This window comes from Pseudaminobacter soli (ex Zhang et al. 2022), assembly GCF_014595955.1.
GTDB lineage: Bacteria > Pseudomonadota > Alphaproteobacteria > Rhizobiales > Rhizobiaceae > Kumtagia > Kumtagia pseudosoli.
Window position 1 is genome coordinate 163,202 of the sequence record NZ_JABVCF010000011.1, and the last position, 26,402, is coordinate 189,603.

Below are 26,402 nucleotides of genomic sequence, written 5' to 3' on the forward strand. Positions count from 1 at the left end.
CTTAGGGGGGGCGATGCCCTCCGTCAGGAAGAGATCCGCAGCTTCACGATCTTGTCACGGATTTTGCCGAACGCCTCGTCGAGCATGGTGCGCGTAGGCACGTCGAAATAGTGATCCGGCGCCGAGGCACACTCCTTGAGCACCGTTCCAGTCTTCACGTCCGGCTCCTCCAGCCGGATCGTGTAAACCTCGATGCCCTCGGCCTTGACCTTGTCGCAGGCGGCGAGCGTCCGGCTGTTCATGAGCGTATTGGTCGCCGATTGTCCTCCGGCGCTGATCCCGAGACGACCGTCCACCAGGTAGCCGTAGCTGGAATAGCTTGAGCCCAGGCCGGTGCCGTTGTTGCCGAAGACGTTCGCGCCATCCGTGAGCACGATCATGATCTTCTGAACGCCGGTCGAGCGATCCCTGCCCTCGGTGAAGGGCTGGCCCGGTGAAAGCACGCGCAGGCCCCAGGCGACGCCTTCGGTGATGTTGGTGTTGCCATTGGCCTGAAGCGCGTTCACCTTCTTCTTCAGGTCGTTGTACTTGTTGGAAAGCGGTGTGATCGGGTCCATGTCGCAGCCCCGGCCAGGCCCCTTGCCGCCGGCCGTATCGATCGGAATGTACTTCTTTCCGGTGAGCGGATCGGTGATCACCGAGAGGATACTCCAGAAGGGATCGAGCAAGCCGCCCAGCAGCGGGTTGCCTGCGGAGTCGGTCTTGACGCCATATTTCTTGAAGCGCGCAATCTTGGCCGCGACCGAGGGGTCGTTCGGCTTGGCCGGCGAAACGATGTAGCTGTTGGCATAACTGTCCGGCTCGTCGATGCCGAATGCGGGTACGAACAGGGTCTGCGGATTGTTCGGATCGGCTGCCGCGTCGCTTACGTCTAGGTTAGCGCCGATCCCGCGCGTCTCGACGCAGCCTCGCCATTTCTGGCCCAAGTTCTCATAGAGTTGGAAGCGGCTTGCGCCGGGGGCTAGCTCCGATTGCGGAAAGTTGGCTTTGCCTTCGAGATCGAGCCAGGAGGCTCCGGTGCCAGCGATCTGCTTACCGGCGCTATCGAACTTCGGTCCGTATTGCGGCCCGACATTGACGAAGGTCGCGAAGGGGACGATGGCGAATTTCAGCCTCTCTGGCTGATCGACCTGCGCCGACATGGTATCAATCAGCCCGACCACGGCGTCCTTCATGGCCTGCAACTTCCCGCCCTTCATGGACCCGGTGGTGTCGAGCACGAGGCCGATCTCGTAGTCGACGTAGGCGACATCGGCCGAGGCCGAGACCGCCAGGGGCCATTTCTCCTTGCCGAAGAGCCCGCCGAACGCCAGTGCGGTGCCTGCGTTCACGTCCAGGCTGACCCTAGTGCCGTCGCGGCTAATCCGAAGCTCTGACACAGCGTTATTGTAGTTGGAGGCGAGGAACTGCTCGGCAATTTGGTGAGCCCGGTCAGCGGACAGCTTGTCGCCCTCTCTGGCCACCGCGAGCACTGCGGCATCCGCCGCCTGCTGCAACTGGCTGTGCTTTCTCGCCACATGCGAGACGTCAAGGGCCATGCCCACGCCGAGCAGCAGCGGCAGGGCCGCCAGGCCAGTGATCATCGCGAAATTGCCGTTGCGATTACGCAGGAAACGAACAAACGTGGTTCGCATCGCCCACTCCCATTGCACCGGGTGAGACGATAGCGAACGGAACTGAATGTACGTCTAAGAAGTACAACGAGAATTTAGCTCGGTCCTAAGCGGGTCGTTAACGTTCCCGAACTGCCTAGGATCGAGCTAATCAGATCGGGTTGTTGAACGTGTCGCACGCCGAGAGCTTGCCGCTTTCGAACCCGGCTCTGAACCACTTTTGGCGCTGCGCGCTTGTGCCGTGATTGAAGCTTTCGGGCACGACATAGCCCTGGGTGCGCCGCTGCAGAGTATCGTCGCCGATCTGCGCCGCTGCGTTCAGCGCCTCCTCCAGGTCGCCGCGTTCCAGAATGCCCTTCTGATTGGTATAGTGACCCCATATGCCGGCGAAGCAGTCGGCCTGCAGTTCAACCCGAACCGACATCTGGTTAGCTTCTCCTTCAGACATGGACTGCCGCATCTGGTTGAACTTCGGCAATATGCCCGTGAGGTTCTGTACGTGATGGCCGACCTCGTGCGCGACGACGTAGGCCTGGGCGAAGTCGCCGGCCGCGTCGAACTGGCGAGCGAGTTGATCGAAGAACGCCGTGTCGAGATACACCTTGTGGTCGCCGGGGCAATAGAACGGGCCGGCGGCGGAGGACGCATAGCCGCAAGCGGATGAAATCCCGCCGGAAAACAGAACCAGCTTCGGATGTTCATACGTCTGGCCTTCAGACTGGAAGATGCCGTCCCAGACGTCTTCCGTCTCCGCGAGGACGGTGCTGACGAATTGGGTCATCTCATCCCGGGCATGGGTGCTTCCCTGGGTTGTCTGGCTGGACTGCGGTGCCATGCCGCCTTCTGAGAGAAGCTCAAGCGGATCGATGCCGCAGGCCCGCAGGGCGAAAAACAGAACGATCAGGATAATGATGCCGGAGAGGCCGCCGCCGCGCCCGCCGCGGCCAATGGGGATGCGCAATCCGCCGCCCGGCCGGCCGAACGGGCCGCCGCCCATTCCGCCGCCGAAGCCGCCGCCTCGCATGTCCTCGACGTTATCGCTCTGCCGGCGTCCCCTCCAAAGCATGGTCGCTCCTCAATGTTAGCCCCGGACGATGACTCCGGCTGTCGGCTTCGTCCAATCAACAAGTGCGGGATCTGAAGTTCCGGGTTCGGAGTTCAGTCGCGCTGCTTTTCTCCGGCGCTCGTCCCGTCCGAGCTTCGCGATCGCTCGTCGAAGCGCTCAGCCCCCTTCTTCAGGTCGCTGCCCTTCTCTGCCTCGACCTTGCGTTCCTCGCGCGCGCTTTTTTTCCGTAGGCCCGCTGCCGCTTCCTTACCTGCGGCTGTTTGCGACCGTTCAGTGCCCATGGCTCGCCTCCCTACTGGGTTGCCAGCATCAACGCGCCTTGCGCGCGGACGTTCCGCGAACAAGTAATAGTCCTCGGGACGGCTGCGGCTAAGGCTCAGGAGGCAGCGCGCCAGGACTGGGCGCGGACGTAGTCCTCGAATGCTGCTGCGCTCATCGGCCGGCCGAAGGCGTAGCCCTGCAGCTTGGTGCAGCCGATCTTTCTGAGGATGCGGGCGTGCGCCATGGTCTCCACGCCCTCGGCGACGACCTCGATCCCCAGCGTCTTGCCGATCTCGGCAATGGATTCGACCAGCTGTCGCTGCCGGGCCGACTTGACGATCGGCTGCGTGAGTTGTCGGTCGATCTTCAGGCGCCGCGGCTGCAGCTTCATCAGGCTGACGATCGAAGCGTAGCCCGTCCCGAAATCATCGATCTCGATGTCGATTCCGAGTTCCTTGAGACGGTCCAGATTCCAACTGACATGGTCGTCGGTGTCGTCAAGGAAGATGGACTCGAGAAGCTCGAACGAGACGGTGCCCGGGCGGATATCGAGCCGGCGCAGGCTATCGACGAGTTCCTCGTCGCGTAGTCTGCGACCCGAGACGTTGACGGAAATGCGCGGGATCATAAGCCCGGCGCGGTTCCAACGCTCGAAACTGACGAGCGCCTGCTCGAGGACTAGGCGGTCCAGGGTCGAGACGACGTTCAGTTCCTCCGCCGACGACAGGAAGGCGTCCGGAGTGAGCAGCCCCTCCGTCGGATGGTTCCATCGGACGAGGGCCTCGACCCCGGCGATCTCCAGCGTATTTGCGTCGAATTGAGGTTGATAGAATACCGTGAACTGATCGTTCTCGAGTCCAGCGAGAATGTCGTCGGCGACCTTCTTCCTGCGCACGATCTCCGACTGCAGCGTCTCGGTGAAGAATTCGAAGCGATTGCGGCCCCGGCTCTTGGCTCGATAGAGCGCGATATCGGCATTGACCATCAGCCGTCCCGTGTCCACTTCCGGGCCACCGCCTTCGGTCGCTATGCCGATGCTGACGCCAAACCGGCACGCATGGCCCTGGAAGAGAACGGGCTGGCGCATCTGTGCAACGATCCGCTCGGCGATCTCGGCCAAGTAGTCATCATGCGGCCCTACCTCGCAAACGATGATGAATTCGTCGCCGCCGATGCGTGCCACGAAATCGTCATTCCTGACGCGCTGGCGCAGCGTCCTGGCCACGTGTACGAGGATGGCGTCCCCGGCGGCGTGGCCCAGCGTGTCGTTGATCTGCTTGAAGCGATCGAGGTCGATATGCAGAAGGGCGATGCGCTTGCCGTCGCGTGCGCATTCGGCGGCGCGGCGCTCGAGTTCGGCGTCCAGATATCGCCGGTTGGGTAGATCGGTGAGCGAGTCGTGCAGGGCGTTGTGTTCGATGCGCGCCTTAACGACCTCCAACTCGGTGCTGCGCGTTTCGGCAAGCGTCTTGGCCCGTTCCAGATCCTTGTTCAGCTTGACGTCGTCCGTTACGTCCCATTCAGCGCCGATCATGCGTGGCGCGTCTTGCGGGTCGTGAACGATGAGCGAGTGCGAGCGTATGTACCTCACCTCGCCATTGGGGTGAACCACGCGATACTCGGCAGAAAACGGCCGGTCCTCCGCGACCTGCCGCCGGAAGTCCTCATCCGCTCTCTGCAGATCGTCTGGATGAAGGCTGCCGGCCCAATCCTCGTAGGTGAAAGGACCGTTCTTTCTCGGAATGCCGTAGATCCGGAACATCCGGTCGTCCCAGATCATCTCGTGTGTTTCCAGGTTGAGTTCCCAAACCCCGACCTTGGAAGCGCCGAGGGCATGCTCGAGGCGCTGCGAGAGCCGGCGGAATTTCGTCTCGCTTCTCTTGAGCTCCCGATAGTTCCGTTGCCTTTCATCGTAGAACCGGCCCGCCACGAGGATGGGCACCACCACCATGGCGCCGGCGACGACGATGAGCAGGCGCAGTAGCCAGGTGTTGGCCGGCGTCTTGTCCCAGCCTCCCTTCGGAACGGCTGCGATCTGCCACTGGCCTGAGGGCAGGACGATGGTAGCGGTGACTGGCGCACTGTCCACGGTTGCCGGCGAACCGAAGAACTGAAACCCCTTGGCGCGTCTGGAATCCTGGCGAATAAGAGCAAGGTCGAGCCCGTGCTCTTCCAGCAGTTCGCTCTCTCTGTACAGGCGATCGATGTCGATGACGGCTGAAACGACGCCCCAGAAGTTCTCCCGGCCATTCGAGTGAGTGAAAATCGGAAGACGCGCAACAAAACCCTGGCCACCCTGAACGAGATCGACAGGACCTGACAGCACCAGCCGCCCCGTGTCCCTCAATTGGACAAGAGCGGGGCGTTGCCGTTCGACGCTAAGCAGGTCGACCCCAAGGACGCGCTCGTTTCCCTTCAGCGGGTAGACCATGGTCACCGTGAAGCCGCGCGACACGGCGACATGCCGCAATTGGTTCTCATTATCGAACACGCGCCTGGCCAGGTCTTCGAAGCGTTCCCTAGTGATTTCGGGCTCCGCCTCAAGCGTGGCCGCCAGGCCGCGAACAAGCTGGATATTGCCGTTGACCTTGCCTTCCAGCTTGGCCCGGATCACGTTGATCTTGGCGAACACCTCAGCCCGCAGGTCCTGTTCATACAGGATTTGATTCTGGTGGTCCGCGAAAAGGCCGAGTATCGCCACCACAACGACTGCGATTGCAGCGGGCACACTTCTCGCCGACAGGAATCTCTTGAGGCTTCGGCCTAGGCGGAGTTCCAAGCTCTTCACTCGCTGCACGGGATTGCCGGCGATCGCGAAGATTGCATTGAAAATTTAAGCATCGATTTCGACGGCTGGTCAAAAATTAGCTAAACAGGCAGTGCATCAAGGTGATCGGCGGAACTGCTACGGCGATGTCGCAGGGGACGCGTCATTGCCGAATCTTCGTGCTTTCCGCTCTCCTTAGGTCAGGTTGAGGTCGCCTTGCGGCGCCTCGATACGGCGGCGCTGCTATACTTGCGAGATTCAACCCTTGCCTCTGCTTTGTTAGAAATTGCTTTGATGGGTCGGGCGTACGTTCTGAGAGGGTAGCAAATGCGGATCGCTTTGAGGGCCTTCGCCGGTCTATTGCTCGTTCTTCCGACCGGCTTCGCAGCGGGACAGGGAAGCGCCCCCGCCCAGACCGAGCTGTCGCCTGCGACCGCAGGGGCCGAGGTCGTGGCCATCATTCACGGGCTTGCACCGAACGATCTTTTGAACGTCCGCAAGGATCCTACGCCCGGCGGAGCCGTCCTGACGCGTCTCACAAACGGGGCGATGGTCAAACGATTGCGCTGCACCATGGTGAAAGACTACGAGTGGTGCGAGATCGAAGCTTTCGAGCAGGGTGGAGTGCGCGGATGGACCCCCAGCCGCTATCTGCTCGCGGGAGCGGAGGACGACCAGGGCGGAACGGCAGCCGCCCCCGCGGCCGGTCAGGTGCTCGAGACCGCCGCTTCAGCCGAGGATCTACCGGAACCCGGCATACTCCCTATCCCCGAAGATCTGGCGGAACGAATAGGCGGCGCTTCCGATGCGGATCTGACACCGGAGGCCAGGCAGCGGGCAGCCAGCATCGAAGCCGCCGCAACGGCGCTCACCTTGGCTCTCTTGGCCCCCGAGCCGCCATCGGCAGACGAGTCTACGCCCGGCAGCGCGAACGCTGAGGCGGCGCCGGACAACGCCGGATCGGAGACCCCAGGCGCTGATTCCGCTCCCGTCACCGAAGCGGCGCTTCAGGTTCCCAACAACAATGCGGCGGGCAACGCCGATGAGATCCCCTGTGCCCGCCACCTCGGCCAGCCGATGACGACATGCCGGGCGAGCGTCGAACGCAAGGGCGACGGCGCCGCCGACGTGACGGTCTTCTGGCCTGACGGCGGCACGCGTGTCATCTTCTTCCGCACAGGCAAGCCGGATGGATCCAACGCCGAGGGCGAATTGACCTATATCCGCGAGGCGCAGCTCAACATGATCCGGATCGGCGCGGCCGAACGCTTCGAGATCCTCGACAAGCTGCCGTTCGGAAACTGAGACCCTGCCATTCTGCTCGTTGAGCGCCGTAGGACACTGCGGCATGGGAACGCGTAATTCGGGGTTCCCCCTTTGGCATCTCTCCCCTATAAGGCCCGCCTAGCCTGACTTCAGAATCGTGCAGCCGCCCGGCGAGAACCGCTTCGCCGGGTTTTTGGCGCAACGCCCCGGACGGATCGCGAGAACATGCCCAAGAGAACCGATATCAAGTCGATCCTGATCATCGGGGCCGGCCCCATCGTCATCGGCCAGGCCTGCGAGTTCGATTACTCTGGCACGCAGGCCTGCAAGGCGCTCAAGTCCGAGGGCTATCGCGTCATCCTGGTCAACTCCAACCCGGCGACGATCATGACCGATCCGGAGTTGGCGGACGCCACCTATATCGAGCCGATCACGCCCGAGGTCGTCGCCAAGATCATCGCCAAGGAGCGGCCAGACGCGCTTCTGCCCACCATGGGTGGCCAGACGGCGCTCAACACCGCGCTGTCGCTGCGCCGCATGGGCGTTCTGGAGCGCTACGGCGTCGAGATGATCGGCGCCAATGCCGAGGCGATCGACAAGGCCGAGGACCGGGCGCTGTTCCGCGAGGCGATGAAGAAGATCGGGCTGGAGACACCGCGCTCCATGCTCGCCAACGCCACCGAAGTTAAGGACGCGGACCGCAAGAAGCACGAGGCCGAGCGTGCCGAGCTCAAGGCGGCCAATCCCGAAAACCTCGACGCCGCGCTCGACGCGCTGGAGACCCAGTGGAACCTCGGCGAAGGCGACCGCAAGCAGCGCTATATGGCCCACGCCATGGGTGTGGCCGCGCAGGCGCTCGACCATGTCGGCCTTCCCGCCATCATTCGCCCGTCCTTCACGCTCGGCGGCACCGGCGGTGGCATCGCCTACAACCGCGCCGAATTCTTCGACATCGTGCAGTCCGGCCTCGACGCCTCGCCGACCACCGAAGTCCTCATCGAGGAGAGCGTGCTTGGCTGGAAGGAGTACGAGATGGAGGTCGTCCGCGATCACGCGGACAACTGCATCATCATCTGCTCGATCGAGAACGTCGACCCGATGGGCGTCCACACCGGCGACTCCATCACCGTCGCGCCGGCGCTGACGCTGACCGACAAGGAATATCAAATCATGCGCAACGCCTCGATCGCGGTGCTGCGCGAGATCGGCGTCGAGACCGGCGGTTCCAACGTGCAGTTCGCCGTCAACCCGGCCGACGGCCGCCTCGTCGTCATCGAGATGAACCCGCGCGTGTCGCGTTCCTCGGCGCTTGCCTCCAAGGCGACCGGCTTTCCGATCGCCAAGATCGCGGCCAAGCTCGCGGTCGGCTATACGCTGGACGAGCTGGAGAACGACATTACCGGCGGCGCGACGCCGGCCTCGTTCGAGCCCTCCATCGACTATGTCGTGACAAAAATCCCGCGCTTCGCCTTCGAGAAATTCCCGGGAGCGGAGCCGGTCCTGACCACCGCGATGAAGTCGGTCGGCGAGGTCATGGCGATCGGCCGCACCTTCCAAGAGTCGCTGCAAAAGGCGTTGCGCGGGCTCGAGACCGGGCTCACGGGCCTCGACGAGATCGAGATCCCCGGCCTCGGCCATGGCGAGGACAAGAATGCCATCCGCGCCGCACTCGGCACACCGACGCCCGACCGGCTGAGGATGGTGGCGCAGGCGATCCGCATGGGCACCTCGCTCGAGGAGGTCCACCAGATGTGCAGGATCGATCCGTGGTTCCTCGAACAGATCGACGGCATCATCGCCATGGAAGCGCGTATCCGCGAGCACGGCCTGCCCCAGGACGCGGAGAACCTGCGCATGCTGAAGGCCATGGGATTTTCCGACGCGCGCCTTGCCTCGCTGACCGGCAAGACCGCCAAGGAGGTCGCGCAGCTGCGCAACGCGCTCGGCGTCCGCCCCGTCTACAAGCGCATCGACACCTGCGCGGCCGAGTTCGCCTCGCCCACCGCCTATATGTATTCCACCTATGAGGTGCCCTTCGCCGGCCCGCCCGCCAACGAGGCGCAGGTCTCCGACCGCAAGAAGGTGGTGATCCTCGGCGGCGGCCCGAACCGCATCGGCCAGGGAATCGAGTTCGACTATTGCTGCTGCCACGCCTGCTTCGCGCTCGCCGAGGCCGGCTACGAATCCATCATGATCAACTGCAACCCGGAGACGGTCTCGACCGACTACGACACCTCCGACCGCCTCTATTTCGAGCCGCTGACGGCCGAGGACGTGATCGAGATCCTCAAGATGGAGCAGAGCCGCGGCGAACTCGTCGGCGTCATCGTGCAGTTCGGCGGGCAGACGCCGCTGAAGCTCGCCGAAGCGCTGGAGAAGAACGGCATCCCGATCCTCGGCACCTCGCCCGACGCCATCGACCTCGCAGAGGACCGCGACCGCTTCCAGAAGCTGTTGCAGAAGCTCGACCTCACCCAGCCCAAGAACGGCATCGCCTATTCGGTCGAGCAGGCGCGCACGGTGGCCGGCGAACTCGGCTTCCCGCTGGTGGTGCGCCCGTCCTACGTGCTCGGCGGCCGCGCCATGCAGATCATCCACGACGAGGGCATGCTGCAGAGCTACCTGCTCGACACCGTGCCCGGCCTTGTGCCCGAGGACATCAAGCAGAAATACCCCAACGACAAGACCGGCCAGATCAACACGCTGCTGGGCAAGAACCCGCTGCTGTTCGACACCTATCTTTCGGGCGCGATCGAGGTCGACGTCGACTGCCTGTGCGACGGCCAGAACACCTATGTCTCCGGCATCATGGAGCACATCGAGGAGGCCGGCATCCATTCGGGCGACTCCGCCTGCTCGCTGCCGGTGCATTCGCTGCCCTCCGACCTCGTCGACGAGCTGGAGCGCCAGACGGCCGCCCTCGCCAAGGCGCTCAATGTCGGCGGGCTGATGAACGTGCAGTACGCGATCAAGGACGGCACGATCTTCGTGCTGGAGGTCAACCCGCGCGCGAGCCGCACCGTGCCGTTCGTGGCAAAGACCATCGGCAAGCCGATCGCCAAGATCGCGGCGCGCATCATGGCGGGGGAGGGGCTCGACGCCGCCTTCGCGCACTACGGCGCCAAGCCGGACGCCCGCAACCCCGGCCACATCGCGGTGAAGGAAGCGGTGTTCCCGTTCGCGCGCTTCCCCGGCGTCGACATCTTGCTCGGGCCGGAGATGAAGTCGACGGGCGAGGTGATGGGCCTCGACCGCGATTTCGCGCTGGCCTTCGCCAAGGCGCAGCTCGGCGCCGGCGTCGACCTGCCACGCTCGGGCACGCTGTTCGTCTCGGTGCGTGACGAGGACAAGGCCGGGGTGCTGCCCTCGGTCAAGCGGCTGGCGGGCCTGGGCTTCAAGGTGCTCGCCACCGGTGGCACCGCCCGCTTCCTGAAGGAGAACGGGGTCGAGGCCGAAAAGGTCAACAAGGTGCTGGAGGGCCGCCCGCACATCGAGGACGCCATCCGCAACCGCCAGGTGCAGATCGTCTTCAACACCACGGACGGCCAGAAGGCGCTGTCGGACTCGAAATCGCTGCGCCGCGCCACGCTGATGCAGAAGGTGCCGTACTACACCACCCTCGCCGGCATGGCCTCGGTGGCCGAAGCGATCGCGGCGCTGAAGGCAGGGAGCCTGGAGGTCAGGCCGCTGCAGAGTTATTTCTGAGGGCGGCCGCTGCATTCTAGGTGCGTGAAGACGATGCCGGCAGGCTAAGGGAAGGGCTCGGCTCCCCTACATATCGCTCCTCGTCTCAGAGCTGCTGCAAGGTGAGTGCGGATGAGTGGGAAGACTACTTGATACAATCCGCCCTGTGGATATGGCTTCTGTGCTCTCCAAGTCGTATTTGCAATTTCAGCCTCGAACTGTAACTCTGGGTTGAGTGCAGTTTCAGGGGGGAGTATTTTGTTAGAGGCGGTAGCACAGGGCGCGAGTAGCGGCGTTTCCAATTCCATTTCTCAGCTAGTCGAGAGAGCTTTCCATGGCGTCATGCAGAACTCCAAGGAAGGTGTAGCGATACTACGGACACGCTTTGCTCTGGGCTTTGAAAGATATCTGGCCACAACTCTGAGTAACTGCAACAATGTCAAGACTCTGATATCGAGCAGTCATCCGGTTTTGTTGGAGAAGGCATATGAACCCGTAAATCTGAGATCGGGGAGTAATGAAGTTCTTCATGTTGATAGGTTTGCTGACCGCCTCGAGGTGCAGCACAAGAGAAGCCTTATCATAGCCACCCTTGGGGCAGGCAAATCATTCACGATGAGGTATTTATTCTCTGTACTTGCTCGCGTTGAGTTATTAGAAAAGATTCCTGTATTTGTAGAATTAAGAAACATAAATTTTGAAGAAGATAGCATCATCGCGTACATCAATAACCATTTTTTCGATCCATAACGGTGCTTCCACCGAGAGGGCGGTTCTCTCTGGGTTAAAGGCTGGCGTCTTCACACTTATTCTTGACGGCTTTGACGAAATACCTATCAAGAACAGGGCTGCAGCCCAGCGACAGATACTTAAAATCTCGACTGACTATCCCAACTCAGCGATGATTGTTTCATCACGCCCCGATCCTGAGCGCTTCTTGAGCTGGCATGCTTTCGCAGAATATCGGGTGATGCCGCTGTCGATTGATCAGTTGGAGGGAATGATACGCCGTATAGACTATGATGAAACAGACAAAAAGAACTTTTTGCGCCGCGTCCGCGGTGGGCTATTTAAGACGCACGAAAAACTACTCTCTAATCCGCTCTTAGCATCAATGATGCTTCTTACATTTCAAGAATTCCAAGATATACCATCTAAAATGCACGTGTTCTACGGAACTGCGTTCGATGTACTGTTTCGTCGCCATGACACAATGAAGCCGGATTACCACAGGGAGTTTAAGACATCTCTTGAATTGGATGAGTTCAAGAGAGTATTTATGACATTGTGTTTCTCTAGCTATGTTGACAAAAGTTACGGTTTTACAGACTCATCATTTAGCAAGTACGCAAAAACGGCATTCGACTACGAAAATGTAGAGATAGACAGTAGTGGTTTTCAGTACGATTTGATTAATAATGTGTGCATTATGCACAGAGAGGGTGAAAATATTTCTTTTCTGCATAGATCGTTTCAAGAATATTTTGCGGCGCTATTTCTCTCTAAGAGGAGCATACCTGAAGGGTTTGAGTTTATTGAACACATTCTTGCAGAATCGGACGGGGCTGCAGGCTGCGCTGGAATGCTCATCGACATTGATACAGAGGAGTTTGAACGTAAGTATCTCATTCAGCGGCTTGCAAAATTCGAGGTGGAGGCGGATCGGGCGAAGACTGACAAAGGCAAGGTGGCATTTCTGTCCTCACATTACGTCGTGGGCAGGGTCGGCCCACATGACTCCTTCTATCTAAGCCCTTGGCGTCGTAGCACGAACGTACGTTGCAGTAACCACCATTTGATTGGAGTTCTCGGAAAGAAATATGGGTTTCAGCCCTATGATGTGTTCGACAATGATTCCTCAGAATGGTGGAACAGCCTCCCGAAGGATCTCCGCGAGATCAGCCATCTGATTATTGTTCCTGCTTCAAAGATTCCGGTGGCGGCAGCGAGAAAGGCTGGCCTGATCGCATTTGCAAATTCGACGATCTCCCAAGCAAGGCGCCTTTCGAAGACGTTACGTGAACGACACGAGCGAAAAAGGCGTCTCCTATCAACCGCGCTTAGAAAGGGTCATAGTTCATAGCAGTATTACAGAGCCGCTTCTTGGGCTGGTTGTCTGCCGAGTACGACGTGCAGGTGGAGGCTGGGCCTGCCGTCGTCGCCCGCCGCGATGTCGCCCAGCGCGGACAGCACCTCGCCGTGCTCGTCCACCGGGATGCGGGCATAATCCTTGCGCTCGAAGCCGAAGACGCCGTCCACCGCGACCGAGAAGGCGCCGAATGCGCCTGATGAAGGCGGCGGCCGCGATTATCAGTCCGCCAAAGCTGATGTCGCCGGCAGAATAGCTCGGCGAGGCGATCACGACCGGAGCCGCTACCGTCATCCAGCCGCGGTGAACCATGCAGCAGCACCGCTACCGGCTGCTCCCTAAAAGTGCTGCCTCAGGGGTATTTCTGTTCGTTGCGCGCGGTTTTTGGATGGGGTGGCGAATATTTTCCTGATCCGGGTTGATAAAGCGGCTGTTGCCCCCTAAATATAGCTTTGTCGATCTTGTTCGTTGAACTTTGTTGCGGCGTGCTTTTCGACGCCCCGAGCGATCTTCCTCTTCAAAATCGATGTGCATGGTATTGCGCTGCATAGGGTGGCGCGAGCCTAAAGACTTGCCGATTGGAAGGATTCGCCATGATCACCGGAACAGTAAAGTTCTTCAACTCCACCAAGGGCTTCGGCTTCATCCAGCCCGACTCGGGCGGCGCGGACGTCTTCGTCCACATCTCCGCCGTCGAGCGCGCCGGCATGCGCACCATCGTCGAGGGCCAGAAGCTCTCCTTCGAGGTCGTAAAGGACAACCGCTCGGGCAAGAGCGCCGCAGAGAACCTGCAGGCTGCCTGACGCGGAGCGTATCGCGGTCCGGCGACCACGGATGTACTGGCGCCAGTCGCCGCGATGAACGGAGAAAGGTCGGGTCAGCCCGGCCTTTTTTGCTTTTGAGAAAGGACCCTATGAAGAACAGACCCGAAATCCCGGCCGGCGTGTACGCGCCTCGTCCTTCCCGACAGGAGTCGAAGGCTGATTCTACAACCAACGTCGCCCGCTCCATCATCGAGGCGGAAGCGAAGGCTCGCGACGCCAAGACCGCAAAACTGCGCGCGCTGCGGTTGGCGCAGGAGGCCGTGAGTGAGCCGGTGGCGCCGGCGAAGCGCCCCGCGCGCAAGGCCGCGGCGAAGTAGCGTTAGAGGGTATTAGACGGCAGTCACCAAGCTGCCTCTCGACGCCTTGGAAGCGCGACGGAACGGGCTACAAATCAATCATCGCCACACCCATTCCCTGGCGCTTGCGGCGCCTCAGGACCTTCGGCGTCTCGGTGACGATCACCTCCAGCGTCGGGTTGACGTGGGCTTCCAGCAGGTGGCCGCCCTTGCAGGAACCATCGGAGAGGCCGAGCACGACATGCAGGTGGAGGCTGGGCATGCCGTCGTCGCCTGCCGCGATGTCGCCCAGCGCGGATAGCACCTCGCACTGCTCGTCCACCGGGATGCGGGCATAATCCTTGCGCTCGAAGTCGAAGAAGCCGACCACCGCGCTTGAGAAGGCGCCGATCGCGGTCAGCTGCGCGCCGTCGAGCCCTTCCTTCGTCGCGAAGGCGCGGATGCAGCCGAACGCCTCGTCGCCCGGTTCGAGGACCACGACATAGGTCCGCCCATGATCGCCTTCGGCCAAAAGCTTCGATTTCATGGCATGTCTCCCGTGCTTGTAGTTACAACCCGGGAGGAGGAGGGCGGTTCCGGATGTGCTGCCCTGGCGGAGGGTAGTGGCACTGACCCCCTCCGCCTCGCTGCGCTCGGCACCTCTCCCCTAGAGGAGCGGGGAAACGCGCGCCTCTCTTACTTCTCGTCCATCCTGATCAGCGCCAGGCGGAAGGATGCCACGCGGAGCAGCGTGGCGCGCCAGTCGGCGATCGAGCCGATATTGTCGACGAACCAGCGCAGCGCCGAATGCACCTGGGTGAAGGCGGCGGCCGCCATCATCAGCCCGCCGAAGCTGAGGTCGCCGGCAAAATAGACCGGCGAGGCGATGACGATCGGCGCCACCACGGTCACCCAGCCATAGCCCGCTGTGAACCATTGCAGCCGGATCGACGCCGTCATGATTTTTCGCGTTGCGGCGAGCACGTCCTCCAGCGTCCCGACCAGTCTTCCGCGCTGGGCCGTCTCGCTGCCGGAACGGGAGATGGCTTCGACGTTCTGGCTGGCCCGCACGAGGGCGGCGCGCAACTCGGCCTCGCGGGCGTAGTGGTCGGCGTTGAGTCGAATTAGCGGCCGGCCGAGCAGCCAGGATATGAACGACGCCGTGCCGGCATAGGCCAGAGCGGCCCATACCATGTAGCCGGGGATATCGACGCTGGTGCCGTGGATGTGGAAAGAGAAGCCCGCGGAGATCGACCACAGCACGCCGATGAAGCTCAGGAGCAGCACGCTCGACTGCGCCAGGCCGATGCCGAGGTCGGCCGAGAGGTCGGCAAGGTGCCAGGCGTCCTCGTGCAGCCGCTGGTCGGGGTTGACGCCGATCTCGCCGGATCGCGCGAGTTTCGCGGCGCGGCCCGGCCGCATCCACTGCTCGAGCAGGTCGCGCACCAGCCCCTCGCGCAGCTTTATGTGCAGATAGCGGTTGAGCCAGCCCTCGGCGACGTTGATCAGGAGGAGCGCCCCCGCGATCCAGGCGAAGACGACGAGCTGGTGGAAGAATTCGGGGAGGTCCCGCCTTTCGATCGCGTCGTAAAAGGGCTGGTTCCAGCGGTTGAGCATTACCTGGCCGCATGCCATCGCGACGATCAGCACGAGCAGGCCCGAGCTTGTTAAGATGAGGCATCTGCGCAGCGGTGAGCCGAGCAAGGCCCGCCACATCATCCTGAGCTGCTGCGAAAAGCTTGCCTCGCCGGCCGGAACAATACCGGGGTCGCCGGTGCGGCCGGCGCGCTGCACGCCGGCTTTCTCGGCTCTCGCCGGTCCGCTGCTGCTTGCCACCGGATGGTCGACCATCGCACCGCCTCGCGAGTGGTTACCTTACGGCAAGTAGGTGTCGCGGCGCCTGATTTCATGGGGCGCGCAGTTCGATCCGAACGGAACGGCACGGGGCTGCCCGGCGTTGCCCGATCGGATGAACGGAGACGCCAGATGCACGCACCCAGCAGGAGGGAACTGAAGGACACCGCACTTGCCGCGACGATCGCCGGCACCATCGCAAATCTCGCCGTCACCGCGACCCTCGGAGCCCTGGCGCGGGGACAGGGCAAGAGCCCGCTGCAGCCGATCAACGCGACCAGCCACTTCTTCGAGGGGCCGCAGGCGGGCAAGGTGAAAGAGGCGGACCTGCGACACACCGGTACCGGATTCCTTACCAACCATGCGGCCTCGATCTTCTGGGCGCTGCCGCTGCAGCTTCTGATCTCGCAGAGCCGACAGACGACAGGCAGGACGGTCGCCGGGGCCGCATTGGTGTCCGGGCTGGCGGCGCTGGTCGACTACGGCCTGATGCCCAAGCGCCTGACACCCGGCTGGGAACACGCCCTGCCTGCCCGCTCGGTCGCGATCGGTTTCGGCGCGCTGGCGGTGGGTCTTGCCGCCGGCTCGCTGATTGCGAGGAGGATGATGGGGCGCTGACCTACTAGGCCAAAAATCCAGCGGGGATTGCGGCAACAGCGCTTTGGCTCCACAACGCTGCAAGCGAAGAATGGAGTTCCGCGCATGTCCCTCAAGGGCAAGACGCTATTCATCACCGGAGGCTCGCGCGGGATTGGGCTCGCCATCGCGCTGCGGGCCGCGCGGGACGGCGCCAATGTCGCGATTGCCGCCAAGACGGTCGAACCGCACCCGAAGCTGCCGGGCACGATCCACACGGCGGCCGCCGGGATCGAGGCGGCCGGGGGCAGGGCGCTGGCGCTCGCCTGCGACATCCGCGACGAGGCTCAGGTGGAGGCTGCGGTCGCAGCAACGGCGGAGAAATTCGGCGGCATCGACATCTGCGTCAACAACGCCAGCGCTATGAGCCTCACCGGTGCGCTCTCGACCGAGATGAAGCGATATGACCTGATGCAGCAGATCAATGCGCGCGGAACCTTCCTCGTCTCCAAGACCTGCATCCCGCATCTCAGGAAGGCGGAGAACCCGCATATCCTGACCCTTTCACCGCCCCTCGACATGAAGGCGAAATGGTTCGGCAAGCATGTCGCCTACACGTTGGCGAAGTTCGGCATGTCGATGTGCACCCTCGGCATGAGCGCGGAATTCGCGGACAAGGGGATCGCGGTCAACTCGCTGTGGCCGCTGACGACGATCGACACGGCCGCGGTGCGAAACCTGCTCGGCGGCGAGGCGCTCGCCTCCCTCAGCCGTTCGCCGGAGATCGTCGCGGACGCAGCCTATGCCATCTTCAACCGACCGGCGCGCGAGACGACCGGCAACTTCTTCATCGACGAGGAAGTTTTGCGCGCCGAAGGTGTGACCGACTTCTCGAAATATGCGCCAGGCGCAAAAGGTCCTCTCGCCGCCGACTTCTTCGTGCCGGACGAGGTGTTCGATCGCCTGCCGACCAAGGTGATGCGCAGCTTCGAATAGGGCGCCTTTCAATTCGCCGCATTGCTCGACCTGCTTCCCGAGTGGGGCGGGCGGTGTAGAATGCGGGCATGTCCCGTGCGCTCGTCATCATAGGCCTTCTGCTCGTGGCAGCCGGCCTTCTATGGCCGCTTTTGAGCCGGCTCGGGCTGGGCAAACTGCCCGGCGACATCCTGATTCAGCGGGATGATTTCACCTTCTACGCGCCGATTGCGAGTGGCGTGGTCGTGGGCATCATGCTGTCTCTCGTCCTGTGGCTGGTCAATCGCTGATCGAACGCGAGCCGTCCAGCGAGGCAAGACAACTCTCAAAACAAAGGCCCGGCCGGCAGGAGCCGACCGGGCCTTTATCCTCGCCCCCTGTGGGTGGGACGGAGGAGCGCTATTCGGCCGAGGCGACGGGCGCCACCAGCGGGGTGACGCGGCGGATGGCGACTCGGCGGTTCTCTCGCTCCGGCGACTCCGTGTTCACCTTCAGATACTGCTCGCCATAGCCCTGGGTGGCGAGGTTCTCCGGCGCGATGTCGAAGACGTTGCTGAGCGCATCTGCCACCGACTCGGCGCGCCGGTCCGAAAGCGCCAGGTTGGCCATGTCCGAGCCCACGGCATCCGTATGGCCCTCGATCAGGAAGGTCTCGGCCGGGTTCTTCTCCAGCAGACGCTGAATTGCCTCGGCGACACCCTCCAGCTTGGCGACCTGGTCCTCGGGGATGTCGGCCGAGCCGAACTCGAAGGTCAGGGTGTCGAGATCGATCCGGCGGGTCTTGTCGCGGATACGGGCCGAGCGCTTCACCTCGTCGATGGAGTAGAGCCGTTCGACACGCTCCACCGGCGGCTGTTCGAGGAAGGTGTAGTAGTCGTCCGGCGCCCGGACCTGCTCCGCGTCGAGAATGTACTCTTCGACCGGGATCTCCAGCCGCATCGGCGGCAGGTCGAGACCCGGATCGCGCCATTCGCGCACGCGGTCGTAGTCGTAGTGGTCCTCATCCGCATAGACCATGACGATCTCGCGCCCTTCGGGCGTGAGGCGGGACCGGCGGATCACGTCGCCGTAGCGGTCACGAATGGTGATGACCTGCGCGCCGTTCGGCCTGACCACCACCTCGCGCGTGCGTCCGCGCGGCAGATCCTCGTAGTAAACCTCGCGGGCGTTGCGGGTCAGCCGCGGCCGATCGTTGCTCTCGACGAAATACTGGTTGCCGAGTTCGACGATGACCCGATCCTTGAACTCCTTCACGATGTCCACGCCCTCGGGCCGTTCGCGGCGACGCGGTTCGTCGTCGGGCGCCCGCTCGCGGCGCTTGCCCCGCTCCTCGGTGACCGGCTTGATCTCGCGCGGCTGCGCAGCCTCCTGGGCAGCCCGATCGCTTTCCGGGGGCGGTCCTGCGGGAGCCGCCTCTTCGGCCTGCTGACGGCGACGGTCCCGTTCCCTATGGGAAGCGCGCGTCTTCTCCGAGCCATCGTCTTCAGCGGCTGGGGCGGCCTGTTCCTTCTGACTGTCGAGGACTGGCGCTTCCGGCTTGCCCGATTCCGACCTGCGTGGCCGCCGCTCCGCCGACTCACCTTCCTCGGCGGGCTCTTCTTGCGTGGCCTGCTCTTCTGCCTGACGCTTCTTTCGCCGTTCTGCGGCGCTTTCCGTCTGGCCCTCCTGCTGAGCGGCTTCCTCTGCCGCCTTGCGCTCAGCCTGGCGCTTCTTCAGGCGCTCCGCGGCACCTTCCGCCTCGCCCTGACCTTCTGGCTGGGCGGCCTCTTCCGCCGCCTTGCGCTCTGCCTGGCGCTTCTTTACGCGCTCCGCGGCGCTATCCGCCTCGCCTTGACCCTCCTGCTGGGCGCCTTCCTCGGCGGCCTTGCGCTCGGCCTGGCGCTTCTTCAGGCGCTCCGCGGCACCTTCCGCCTCGCCCTGACCTTCTGGCTGGGCGGCCTCTTCCGCCGCCTTGCGCTCTGCCTGGCGCTTCTTTACGCGCTCCGCGGCGCTATCCGCCTCGCCTTGACCCTCCTGCTGGGCGCCTTCCTCGGCGGCCTTGCGCTCGGCCTGGCGCTTCTTCAGGCGCTCCGCGGCACCTTCCGCCTCGCCCTGACCTTCTGGCTGGGCGGCCTCTTCCGCCGCCTTGCGCTCTGCCTGGCGCTTCTTTACGCGCTCCGCGGCGCTATCCGCCTCGCCTTGACCCTCCTGCTGGGCGCCTTCCTCGGCGGCCTTGCGCTCGGCCTGGCGCTTCTTCACGCGCTCGGCGGCACTATCTGCCTCGCCTTGACCTTCTGGCTGGGCGGCCTCTTCGGCGGCCTTGCGCTCGGCCTGGCGCTTCTTGCGCCGCTCCTGCGCGGACTCCGCCTGACCTTGACCCTCTTGCTGGGCGGCCTCTTCGGCGGCCTTACGCTCGGCCTGGCGCTTCTTGCGCCGCTCCTGCGCGGACTCCGCCTGGCCCTGGCTCTCCTGCTGGGCGGCCTCTTCGGCGGCCTTGCGCTCGGCCTGGCGCTTCTTGCGCCGGTCCTGGGCGGACTCCGCCTGGCCCTGGCTCTCCTGCTGGGCGGCCTCCTCGGCAGCCTTGCGCTCGGCCTGACGCTTCTTGCGCCGCTCCTGCGCGGACTCCGCCTGACCTTGACCCTCCTGCTGAGCGGCTTCTTCAGCCGCCTGTCGCTCAGCACGCTTCTTGCGCTTGGGCTGCTCCTCCTGCGACTGTTCGCCCTGAGGCTGCTCCGCTGGCGGAAGGACCAGTTCCTCGCTGGAAGAATCGGCCTGCGCGAGCAGGATATGCGCGGAAGGCTTCACGCTGGACGATACCGGCGCCAAAGGCGCCGCGTTGGCCCAGCCGGTGCCCGCCGCCAGCAAGGTGGCGAGCGCCGTGCCCGCCATGATCCGGGTATGGCGATTCATACGATATAACTCCCTTCGGATAAGTCCCGTCGCCGCGACAACAGGCTTGAAGCTTGTTTGTTCCGGCTTCCGGGATTTTGGACTTTTCGGCTTGGCCCCCCGGCCACAGGGTTGACCTTGGCTGTCGCGCACGCCACATCGCCGCGATGAGCGCGCCTTTCTGGAAAACCAAGGCATTGGAGGAGATGTCCGCCGTGGAGTGGGAATCTCTCTGCGATGGCTGCGGAAAATGCTGCCTGTCCAAGCTCGAGGACGAGGACACTGGCGAGATCTATTGGACGACGGTCGCCTGTCGGCTCTTGGACGCGGGCAGTTGCCGCTGCAGGGACTACGAAAACCGCAAGGCTCAGGTGCCGGACTGCGTGCGGCTGACGCCGGAGACGGTGCGCAGCATCGACTGGCTGCCTTCCACCTGCGCCTATCGGCTCGTCGCGGAAGGGCACGACCTCTACTGGTGGCATTACCTGGTCAGCGGCAGCCGTGAAACCGTGCATGCGGCGGGCATCTCCATTCGCGGCAGGGTCACCGCCTTCGACAGCGATCTTTCCGAGGACGACGACTATTTCAGCCATGTCGTCGAGGCGGAACCCTAGGGTCGCGCCGGCATTCCACCCATCATCCTCGGGATGAATGCAGCCTGAACGGCAGGTTCGGTGGCTGTTCAGGTGAGCCCGGCTACTCTCCGGGCATCGCTTCGGCGAACCGGATCGAACATCAAGGAGACAGCAATGTTCAGGACGATCAAAGCCGCCGCGGCTTCCGCGCTGGTCGGACTTGCCTCGCTTGTCGGCATGGCCGGTGGCGCTCAGGCCGAGGGGCTCTACTTGAACTTCGGCACCCCGGGCGTTGGCGTCCATGTCGGCGGGCCGAGCTATGTCCAGTATCGCGACGACTGGCGCGATTACCGGCGCAACGGCTGGCGCGATTACCGGCGCGACGAATGGCGCTGGGACCGCCGGATGTGCACCCCTGAGCGCGCCATGCGAAAAGCCGAGCGCCTCGGTCTCTACCGCGTTCGGGTGCTGGATGTTCGGCGCCGCTCGATCGACATAGGTGGCCGCCGCCACGGGGACCGCATCGTCATGACCTTCGGCCGGGCGCCGAACTGTCCGGTTATCGGCTGAGCGCGAGAAGAGATCCGCGCAGTCCAGGCAGGGCCCCGGCAGAGCCGGGGCCTTCTTACTGATGATCGAGTGAAGCAAACGAGGCGACTATCTCAGTTCGAGGGTGACCGTCACCTGGACGCGGTAGGCGTTCATGCCGGGCTCGATCGGAACCGATTCCCTGGCGTCGAATGTCTTTGCAGCGATCGGCACCGGCGGCGCGACGAAGGTCTGTTCGTTTATCTCCAGGATGCGGCCGAGTTGGACGCCCGCCGCCTCGCTGAGGGTCCGGGCTCTCGCGACTGCATCCGCGATGGCTTTCTTCCGCGACTCGGTCAGCGCCTTCGAGGGATCGTCGTTGGTGAAGCTGATCCCGCTGCTCTGGTTGACCCCCAGGGACACGGCCGTGTCGATGATCTCGCCGGTCTTCTGCAGATCGCGGACGCGCACGGAAAGCGTGTTGCTGGCCTGATAGCCGACAAGTTGGGCTTCCTGGCTCCCGTCGGGCTTGCTGGTATAGGTGTAGCGGGGGATGATCTGCAGCCCGCCGGTCTGAATGTCGCGCGCCTCGACGCCAGTCTCCTTCACCGCCGCGATCACCTGCTTCATTGCGGCGCTGGACGCGTCGAGCGCCTCGCCCGCCGTCTTGGCCTCGCGCATGACGGTGAGCGACAGCAGCGCCAGATCCGGGGCGATCGAGCTCTCGCCTTCGCCGACCACCACGATCTTCGGGGCCGGGATCTGCTGAGCGTGGGCCGAAATTGGCACCGCCGCGACAAAGGCAAGCGCCAGGGGCAACAGGCGATTCATTGCAATTCCCTCCTCTGCAATAGCGTCCCCGTAGAGAAGCATTGTGGGCCGATTGCGGCAGATGGTGCGGCGTGTGGCACTGGGAAGATGATGATCTACCACTAGGCAGATGGTGCGGTATCTACCACTAGGCAGATGGTGCGGTATCTACCACTAGGCAGATGGTGCGGTATCTACCACTAGGAAGGAGACACCCGCTATCCGCATGTACGGGAATCGAGCCGGTTCGTTGTGGGCTGGCTCGGATGCTTCGCGTCCCGATATGCCGGTGGCTTTGTGGCGAGCGCTCTCGCGGTTGCTTAAATAGGTCTTCGCCCGGCGGTGCCCATCCAGCGGGTAAGGCTTGTGCCCGGCGCGCGAACCAACTAAGTCAGCGCCGTGGGGCCTGTAGCTCAATGGTTAGAGCCGGCGGCTCATAACCGCTTGGTTGGGGGTTCGAGTCCCTCCGGGCCCACCAAATTTACTTATTTGTTGTCGGCACAAAATAGCAGCGAAGCGTTTCCAAAAATCAGCGAAGCGTTTCCAAAAAGTAGCGAACCTAGTCAGAGTAGCGTCTGATTCCTATAACTTATTGATGTTATTGAGTCGTAAGATAGAGTTAGGAGTTCTAAAGCCGATTGAAGGGCTTCAAGTTCCACAGGCATGCCGCAGAAAAGCCACATTTCAGCAGCGAGCCCCCAGTAAGCTGCGACTCGCATTTCTTGGCCCCAGCAAGTCGTACGTGAGTAGGTTTCGGCCGACACCTTGCGTGCTCTATCGATCCGCCAGCTGAAACTCGATCTTCTTCACCACGCAGTTGCGGACGTGCGCTGTCCATGAGATCCGGCTTAAAAGGGCATTTTTCCAGCTTAGAATTGTCATTTCGGACAACGCGGCAAAGGAACAGCACTCTTTGGCTTCGAGGCCAGCCTGCACTTTCGCCCTGGACTTCAGACACATTCCCCAGAGCTTCGATCCGGACCAGTGGGCGGGAGGCGCTGTCATTTCTTGAACAATGCGGCCTGCGTGGACCCGCTGCGTCGTCTGGAGCGCGTTGACCCCGGTCACCCTCTGCTTGAACCGCAGGGTCCTTATCGTCGCCCTTCCGGTGGCACAGCGTGGCGTTACGGCTTGCGATCGATCCGTTTACCAGGAGGCTGATATCGACGTTCAGCAGGCGCGGTCAGCATCTTGTCCGGGACACGTATTCCTGGTCCGAATCCCTCCCCAGCCGGCAGAAACATCACCCCCCTCGCTTCGAGAGCGCTCTGAACGCGCTCGCGGGAGGCTTCAGAAACGCCCTGGAGGGCTTCAATCCGTACCAGTGTGCGCTTGCTGACCCCCGCCTCTCTGGCAAGGTCGACGTGCGTGATGTCGATTGCTGCGCGTGCTGCCCGCAGCAGTTGGTAGGGGACCTTCATACCGCCTTCTAGCCGCCTCGCGTCCACCGTTCCAGTTTGCTGATTCCTTGCGGGGCCACGATCCAAAGGATCCACGGACAAAAAAGAGGCATGGGCGTCTGGACGCCCATGCCTCGGGCCCGTATGTCTGCCCCAGCTCACGAGGCGAATCAAAGGATTCGCGAAGAGCGCGATTCAGGCCAACGACGGAAGACCCCCATGGTGACATTTAATCTGCACAGCCGCGAACAGGCCGAGCCGTTCGCGTTTGAGCTTGGCCGGCTGTCGGCGCTGGTGGCGGACATGGAGGCAATCCAGCGCGGTGTTCCTCCGGAGTGCCAGACCAAGGAGACCGCGCCGATCCTGGACCGCTGGGTCATTGCCCAAAGACCAATCGCATGCCTCATGGGACTGTCCTCAGGTCACCCGCTGCTGCCGGGCGTCAACAGGGTGATTACGACATCCGATCTGTGGCTCCTGTCAGACGACAGGACGTGGGCACGGACATTGTCACGGTGGTACCGGCTGGGCCGTCCTGCCGGACCGTCGGACGATCACGCGTGAGGCCCTGATGACGGAAGAGACCTCTCGCCAGCGTGAGGTTCGCCACCAGCAGCACCAAGAGCCGCTGGATCGATGCCAATCAACCATCTGAGCAAGGGAAACTTGATGCCTCCGGCTACGCCTTATCCCTACCACGCGACGCGCAATTCAGTACGTGGCGTCCTCTTCAGCAAACTCACGGGTGGCCCCGGGTCAGGTGACGGCAATCCACCTGACGGCGGAACTGGAGATCCTGCCGATGGCGACCACAGACCGAGGCGCACCGAGCACTTGAACTTCCGGATGGCAATCCATGAGGCGAGCCACGCGGTGATCCGCCTGTGCCTGGGTCTGGGAACCCTCACGAAGATCACGGTCGACGCGCCAAACGGCGGATACCTCACTTGGCGGACGGATGAACTCCACGAACTGACCGAGGGGTTCTTCACCGCGGTGCTGGCCGCCATCTGGGCAGGGCGCGCCGGAGAGGAGGTGATCATGAAATCATTCGCCGCCAGCGGCGGTGGCGATCAGGCGGTCGCGACAAAGCTCGCCTACGACATGGAGACCGCGATGGGCTTCGGACAGACCCGACCGCTCCTATATCGAAGCGCGCCTGATTGGCGGTCTCATCTCATCAACGACCCGGAACTTTCGGAGCACGTGAACGCGCGTTTGGAAGCAGCCTACAACACGGCCCGCGAGATGGTCGCCAAACAACGTGAAGCGATCATGCATCTGGCAGGGGCCCTGTTTGTTCACGACACCCTGGAGGGACCTGAGCTGGAGAGCCATCTGCAAGCCGTCAGAGAGCTTCTCGTCGAATGAGGCTCTGGATCCTTTCCGACCTCTATCTCGAATACGCGCCGCTGAAGAAACCGTCGAAACGCTCGTCGAAACCCGCGAACGGCACCGGGAACCGCAATGAGCGGCGTGCCGTGCTGAAGGATTCGAAGCGGGTTGGGACCTTGTCAACAGTGGCAGGAATCCTTGGTCGAGCCTCGGCGCGCCGCAGCATTCGGCAAGCGAACACCCGGTGAAGACCGGACCGTCGGCGACCCTCGTTCGTGTCCGGTGGTTGAAGGAAACGATGGGCGTGGCCCTGAAAAGGAGGTGTTGGATGGACCAGAAGCTTGTGGCAGTCCTTCAGACTGTCGGCAGCCTGAGCAGGCAGCAGGCTACGACCGCATTGGCTGGCGCATTCGTCGCAGTGGGCGCGAGGCGGCATGCGGTTCGGGCAGCCCGGAACGGCTTCAGCGCCATTCTCGCCCACGCACGGAACGGCACACCGCAGCTGATTGGCCACAAGCCCATGGGCATGACGATCCTCGTGTCGCTCTCCGATCTCGTCGACATGGTTCAGGCCGCCGCGAAGAAGCAATCCTTTGGAGAGGCGCTCGACGCTGAAGGATTCCGGCCAGTCTTCGGCAAGAAGATCGCGGTCAGGCCGGGCCTTCCTCCGGAACCGCTTGTGAGGAGGAGAATCAAGGAGGCGAACAGCGAATGACTTCGAAAGGGACGACATGAAGATCTGGCTGCTCTCCGATCTGCATCTGGAATTCGCCGATCTGCGGCAGCCGCTGGCGATTCCCGACGCCGATGTCTGCGTCATTGCCGGAGACCTGTGCCGCGCTCCGGCCAATGGCGTGCAATGGCTGGCTAAGCACGTCGCCCATGCCATGCCTTGCGTCTACGTCGCGGGAAACCATGAGTTCTACAAAGGCTCGATCAAGGAAGCCCTGGAAGACGGGCGATCAGCGGCTGCAGGATTCCCCAATGTCCATTTCCTGGAGAACGACAGCGTCGTCATCGGCGGGATCTGCTTTATCGGGGCGACGCTCTGGACCGACTACCGGATCGAGGGACATCCCGAGGTGGCGATGTTCCATGCCCGCGAACGCATGAATGACTACCGCCAGATCGCCAGGCAGCGGAACCCCTGGCAGCGCTTCGTGCCCGAGACGGCCTACCGGATGCACCAGCAGTCACGCCTGTTCATCGCCTCTGCCCTCAAGGCCAATCCGATCGAGACCGTCGTGGTCACGCATCACCTGCCACACGCCGGGTCTATCCCCTCGAGGTTCCAGGGCGACCTGCTCAACGCCGCCTATGCATCGGACCTGTCCGAGGTAATCGAGGCCGGGCGTCCCGCGCTCTGGATCCACGGCCACACGCATGACAGCTGCGACTACAGGGTCGGCAACACGCGTATCGTCTGCAATCCACGCGGCTACGACGATGAGAACATTCACTTCGATCCAATGCTGACGGTGCGGGTGTAGGGGGCCGCCGATAACGGCGCGGCTGCGCCGACATCCCGGCGACTCCACTGGGCGACGGTCTTCCTGACGGCGATGCCCTGCAAGGGCAACATCCGCATCCGAACAGTGAAGTGCGTTCACCGACGTGCCCAAGGCACGTCACTCCA

Annotated in this window: 22 protein-coding genes, 1 tRNA gene and 2 pseudogenes; 15 read left to right on the top strand and 10 right to left on the bottom strand. The window is 62.8% G+C overall.

Annotated features, from left to right (window positions below; translation table 11 throughout):
* Window positions 1-23: 23 nt before the first annotated feature.
* The 4 genes from HUI96_RS20350 to HUI96_RS20365 all read right to left on the bottom strand — a co-directional run bounded on the left by HUI96_RS20350 (window position 24) and on the right by HUI96_RS20365 (window position 5,668).
* The gene (locus tag HUI96_RS20350; RefSeq protein ID WP_237684250.1) at window positions 24-1,634 is read right to left on the bottom strand and encodes a pilus assembly protein TadG-related protein; all 1,611 of its coding nucleotides are present in this window, start codon (window positions 1,632-1,634) and stop codon (window positions 24-26) included.
* A 130-nt stretch (window positions 1,635-1,764) separates the two neighbouring features.
* Window positions 1,765-2,679, bottom strand: coding sequence for a KPN_02809 family neutral zinc metallopeptidase (gene ypfJ, locus HUI96_RS20355; RefSeq protein WP_188256522.1), 915 nt, complete (start codon window positions 2,677-2,679; stop codon window positions 1,765-1,767).
* Between the two features lie 92 nt (window positions 2,680-2,771).
* Entirely contained in the window at window positions 2,772-2,960 is a 189-nt protein-coding gene (locus HUI96_RS20360) for a hypothetical protein (RefSeq protein ID WP_188256523.1), read from the bottom strand.
* A gap of 95 nt (window positions 2,961-3,055) precedes the next feature.
* Window positions 3,056-5,668, bottom strand: coding sequence for a bifunctional diguanylate cyclase/phosphodiesterase (locus HUI96_RS20365; RefSeq protein ID WP_337918494.1), 2,613 nt, complete (start codon window positions 5,666-5,668; stop codon window positions 3,056-3,058).
* Between the two features lie 366 nt (window positions 5,669-6,034).
* Here HUI96_RS20365 and HUI96_RS20370 point away from each other — a divergent pair, with 366 nt between their 5' ends.
* The 3 genes from HUI96_RS20370 to HUI96_RS20380 all read left to right on the top strand — a co-directional run bounded on the left by HUI96_RS20370 (window position 6,035) and on the right by HUI96_RS20380 (window position 12,740).
* Entirely contained in the window at window positions 6,035-7,012 is a 978-nt protein-coding gene (locus tag HUI96_RS20370; RefSeq protein WP_188256524.1) for an SH3 domain-containing protein, read from the top strand.
* 186 nt (window positions 7,013-7,198) lie between these two features.
* Window positions 7,199-10,678, top strand: coding sequence for a carbamoyl-phosphate synthase large subunit (gene carB, locus HUI96_RS20375; protein WP_188256525.1), 3,480 nt, complete (start codon window positions 7,199-7,201; stop codon window positions 10,676-10,678).
* A gap of 676 nt (window positions 10,679-11,354) precedes the next feature.
* Window positions 11,355-12,740 carry an NACHT domain-containing protein gene (locus HUI96_RS20380; protein WP_188256526.1) on the top strand — a complete coding sequence of 462 codons (1,386 nt, stop codon included), beginning with the start codon at window positions 11,355-11,357 and terminating at the stop codon, window positions 12,738-12,740.
* 35 nt (window positions 12,741-12,775) lie between these two features.
* On the opposite strand, the pseudogene HUI96_RS29505 reads toward HUI96_RS20380, so the two are convergent.
* A pseudogene (locus tag HUI96_RS29505) lies at window positions 12,776-12,940 on the bottom strand (PCC domain-containing protein); the annotation flags it as partial.
* A gap of 399 nt (window positions 12,941-13,339) precedes the next feature.
* Between HUI96_RS29505 and HUI96_RS20390 the strand changes: the two are divergent.
* Window positions 13,340-13,549 (top strand): cold-shock protein, encoded by a 210-nt coding sequence (locus tag HUI96_RS20390; RefSeq protein WP_188256528.1) that lies wholly within the window; start codon window positions 13,340-13,342, stop codon window positions 13,547-13,549.
* A gap of 110 nt (window positions 13,550-13,659) precedes the next feature.
* On the top strand, window positions 13,660-13,887 hold the full coding sequence (locus HUI96_RS20395) for a hypothetical protein (RefSeq protein ID WP_210320251.1): 228 nt from the start codon (window positions 13,660-13,662) through the stop codon (window positions 13,885-13,887).
* A gap of 67 nt (window positions 13,888-13,954) precedes the next feature.
* Here HUI96_RS20395 and HUI96_RS20400 read toward each other — a convergent pair whose 3' ends face one another.
* Both HUI96_RS20400 and HUI96_RS20405 read right to left on the bottom strand, forming a co-directional pair.
* Window positions 13,955-14,392 carry a PPC domain-containing DNA-binding protein gene (locus HUI96_RS20400; RefSeq protein ID WP_188256529.1) on the bottom strand — a complete coding sequence of 146 codons (438 nt, stop codon included), beginning with the start codon at window positions 14,390-14,392 and terminating at the stop codon, window positions 13,955-13,957.
* 155 nt (window positions 14,393-14,547) lie between these two features.
* A pseudogene (locus tag HUI96_RS20405) lies at window positions 14,548-15,639 on the bottom strand (ABC transporter ATP-binding protein/permease); the annotation flags it as partial.
* A 192-nt stretch (window positions 15,640-15,831) separates the two neighbouring features.
* Here HUI96_RS20405 and HUI96_RS20410 point away from each other — a divergent pair.
* The 3 genes from HUI96_RS20410 to HUI96_RS20420 all read left to right on the top strand — a co-directional run bounded on the left by HUI96_RS20410 (window position 15,832) and on the right by HUI96_RS20420 (window position 17,540).
* The gene (locus HUI96_RS20410; protein WP_188256531.1) at window positions 15,832-16,317 is read left to right on the top strand and encodes a hypothetical protein; all 486 of its coding nucleotides are present in this window, start codon (window positions 15,832-15,834) and stop codon (window positions 16,315-16,317) included.
* Between the two features lie 84 nt (window positions 16,318-16,401).
* Window positions 16,402-17,271 carry an SDR family oxidoreductase gene (locus HUI96_RS20415; RefSeq protein WP_188256532.1) on the top strand — a complete coding sequence of 290 codons (870 nt, stop codon included), beginning with the start codon at window positions 16,402-16,404 and terminating at the stop codon, window positions 17,269-17,271.
* 68 nt (window positions 17,272-17,339) lie between these two features.
* Complete coding sequence (locus HUI96_RS20420; RefSeq protein ID WP_188256533.1) at window positions 17,340-17,540, top strand: DUF2905 domain-containing protein; 201 nt, start codon at window positions 17,340-17,342, stop codon at window positions 17,538-17,540.
* Window positions 17,541-17,649: 109 nt separating this feature from the next.
* Here the strand turns inward: HUI96_RS20420 and HUI96_RS29930 are convergent, their stop codons facing one another.
* Window positions 17,650-20,139 carry an OmpA family protein gene (locus HUI96_RS29930; RefSeq protein WP_273033196.1) on the bottom strand — a complete coding sequence of 830 codons (2,490 nt, stop codon included), beginning with the start codon at window positions 20,137-20,139 and terminating at the stop codon, window positions 17,650-17,652.
* A gap of 146 nt (window positions 20,140-20,285) precedes the next feature.
* Between HUI96_RS29930 and HUI96_RS20430 the strand changes: the two genes are divergently transcribed.
* Window positions 20,286-20,732, top strand: coding sequence for a YcgN family cysteine cluster protein (locus HUI96_RS20430; RefSeq protein ID WP_188256534.1), 447 nt, complete (start codon window positions 20,286-20,288; stop codon window positions 20,730-20,732).
* A 135-nt stretch (window positions 20,733-20,867) separates the two neighbouring features.
* Window positions 20,868-21,263 carry a hypothetical protein gene (locus HUI96_RS20435; protein WP_188256535.1) on the top strand — a complete coding sequence of 132 codons (396 nt, stop codon included), beginning with the start codon at window positions 20,868-20,870 and terminating at the stop codon, window positions 21,261-21,263.
* Window positions 21,264-21,350: 87 nt separating this feature from the next.
* Here HUI96_RS20435 and HUI96_RS20440 read toward each other — a convergent pair whose 3' ends face one another.
* A complete protein-coding gene (locus HUI96_RS20440; RefSeq protein ID WP_188256536.1) occupies window positions 21,351-22,052 on the bottom strand; it encodes an SIMPL domain-containing protein in 702 nt (233 codons plus the stop codon).
* A gap of 381 nt (window positions 22,053-22,433) precedes the next feature.
* Here HUI96_RS20440 and HUI96_RS20445 point away from each other — a divergent pair.
* A tRNA-Ile gene (locus HUI96_RS20445) sits at window positions 22,434-22,509 on the top strand.
* Window positions 22,510-23,155: 646 nt separating this feature from the next.
* Here HUI96_RS20445 and HUI96_RS20450 read toward each other — a convergent pair.
* Entirely contained in the window at window positions 23,156-23,452 is a 297-nt protein-coding gene (locus HUI96_RS20450) for a LacI family DNA-binding transcriptional regulator (RefSeq protein ID WP_188256537.1), read from the bottom strand.
* A gap of 198 nt (window positions 23,453-23,650) precedes the next feature.
* Between HUI96_RS20450 and HUI96_RS20455 the strand changes: the two genes are divergently transcribed.
* The 4 genes from HUI96_RS20455 (at window position 23,651) to HUI96_RS20470 (ending at window position 26,256) form a co-directional block, all read left to right on the top strand.
* Complete coding sequence (locus HUI96_RS20455; protein WP_188256538.1) at window positions 23,651-23,995, top strand: DUF6634 family protein; 345 nt, start codon at window positions 23,651-23,653, stop codon at window positions 23,993-23,995.
* A gap of 282 nt (window positions 23,996-24,277) precedes the next feature.
* Complete coding sequence (locus HUI96_RS20460) at window positions 24,278-24,802, top strand: hypothetical protein (RefSeq protein WP_188256539.1); 525 nt, start codon at window positions 24,278-24,280, stop codon at window positions 24,800-24,802.
* 292 nt (window positions 24,803-25,094) lie between these two features.
* Entirely contained in the window at window positions 25,095-25,481 is a 387-nt protein-coding gene (locus tag HUI96_RS20465; protein WP_188256540.1) for a hypothetical protein, read from the top strand.
* 16 nt (window positions 25,482-25,497) lie between these two features.
* Window positions 25,498-26,256 (top strand): metallophosphoesterase, encoded by a 759-nt coding sequence (locus HUI96_RS20470; RefSeq protein ID WP_188256541.1) that lies wholly within the window; start codon window positions 25,498-25,500, stop codon window positions 26,254-26,256.
* Window positions 26,257-26,402 lie beyond the last annotated feature (146 nt).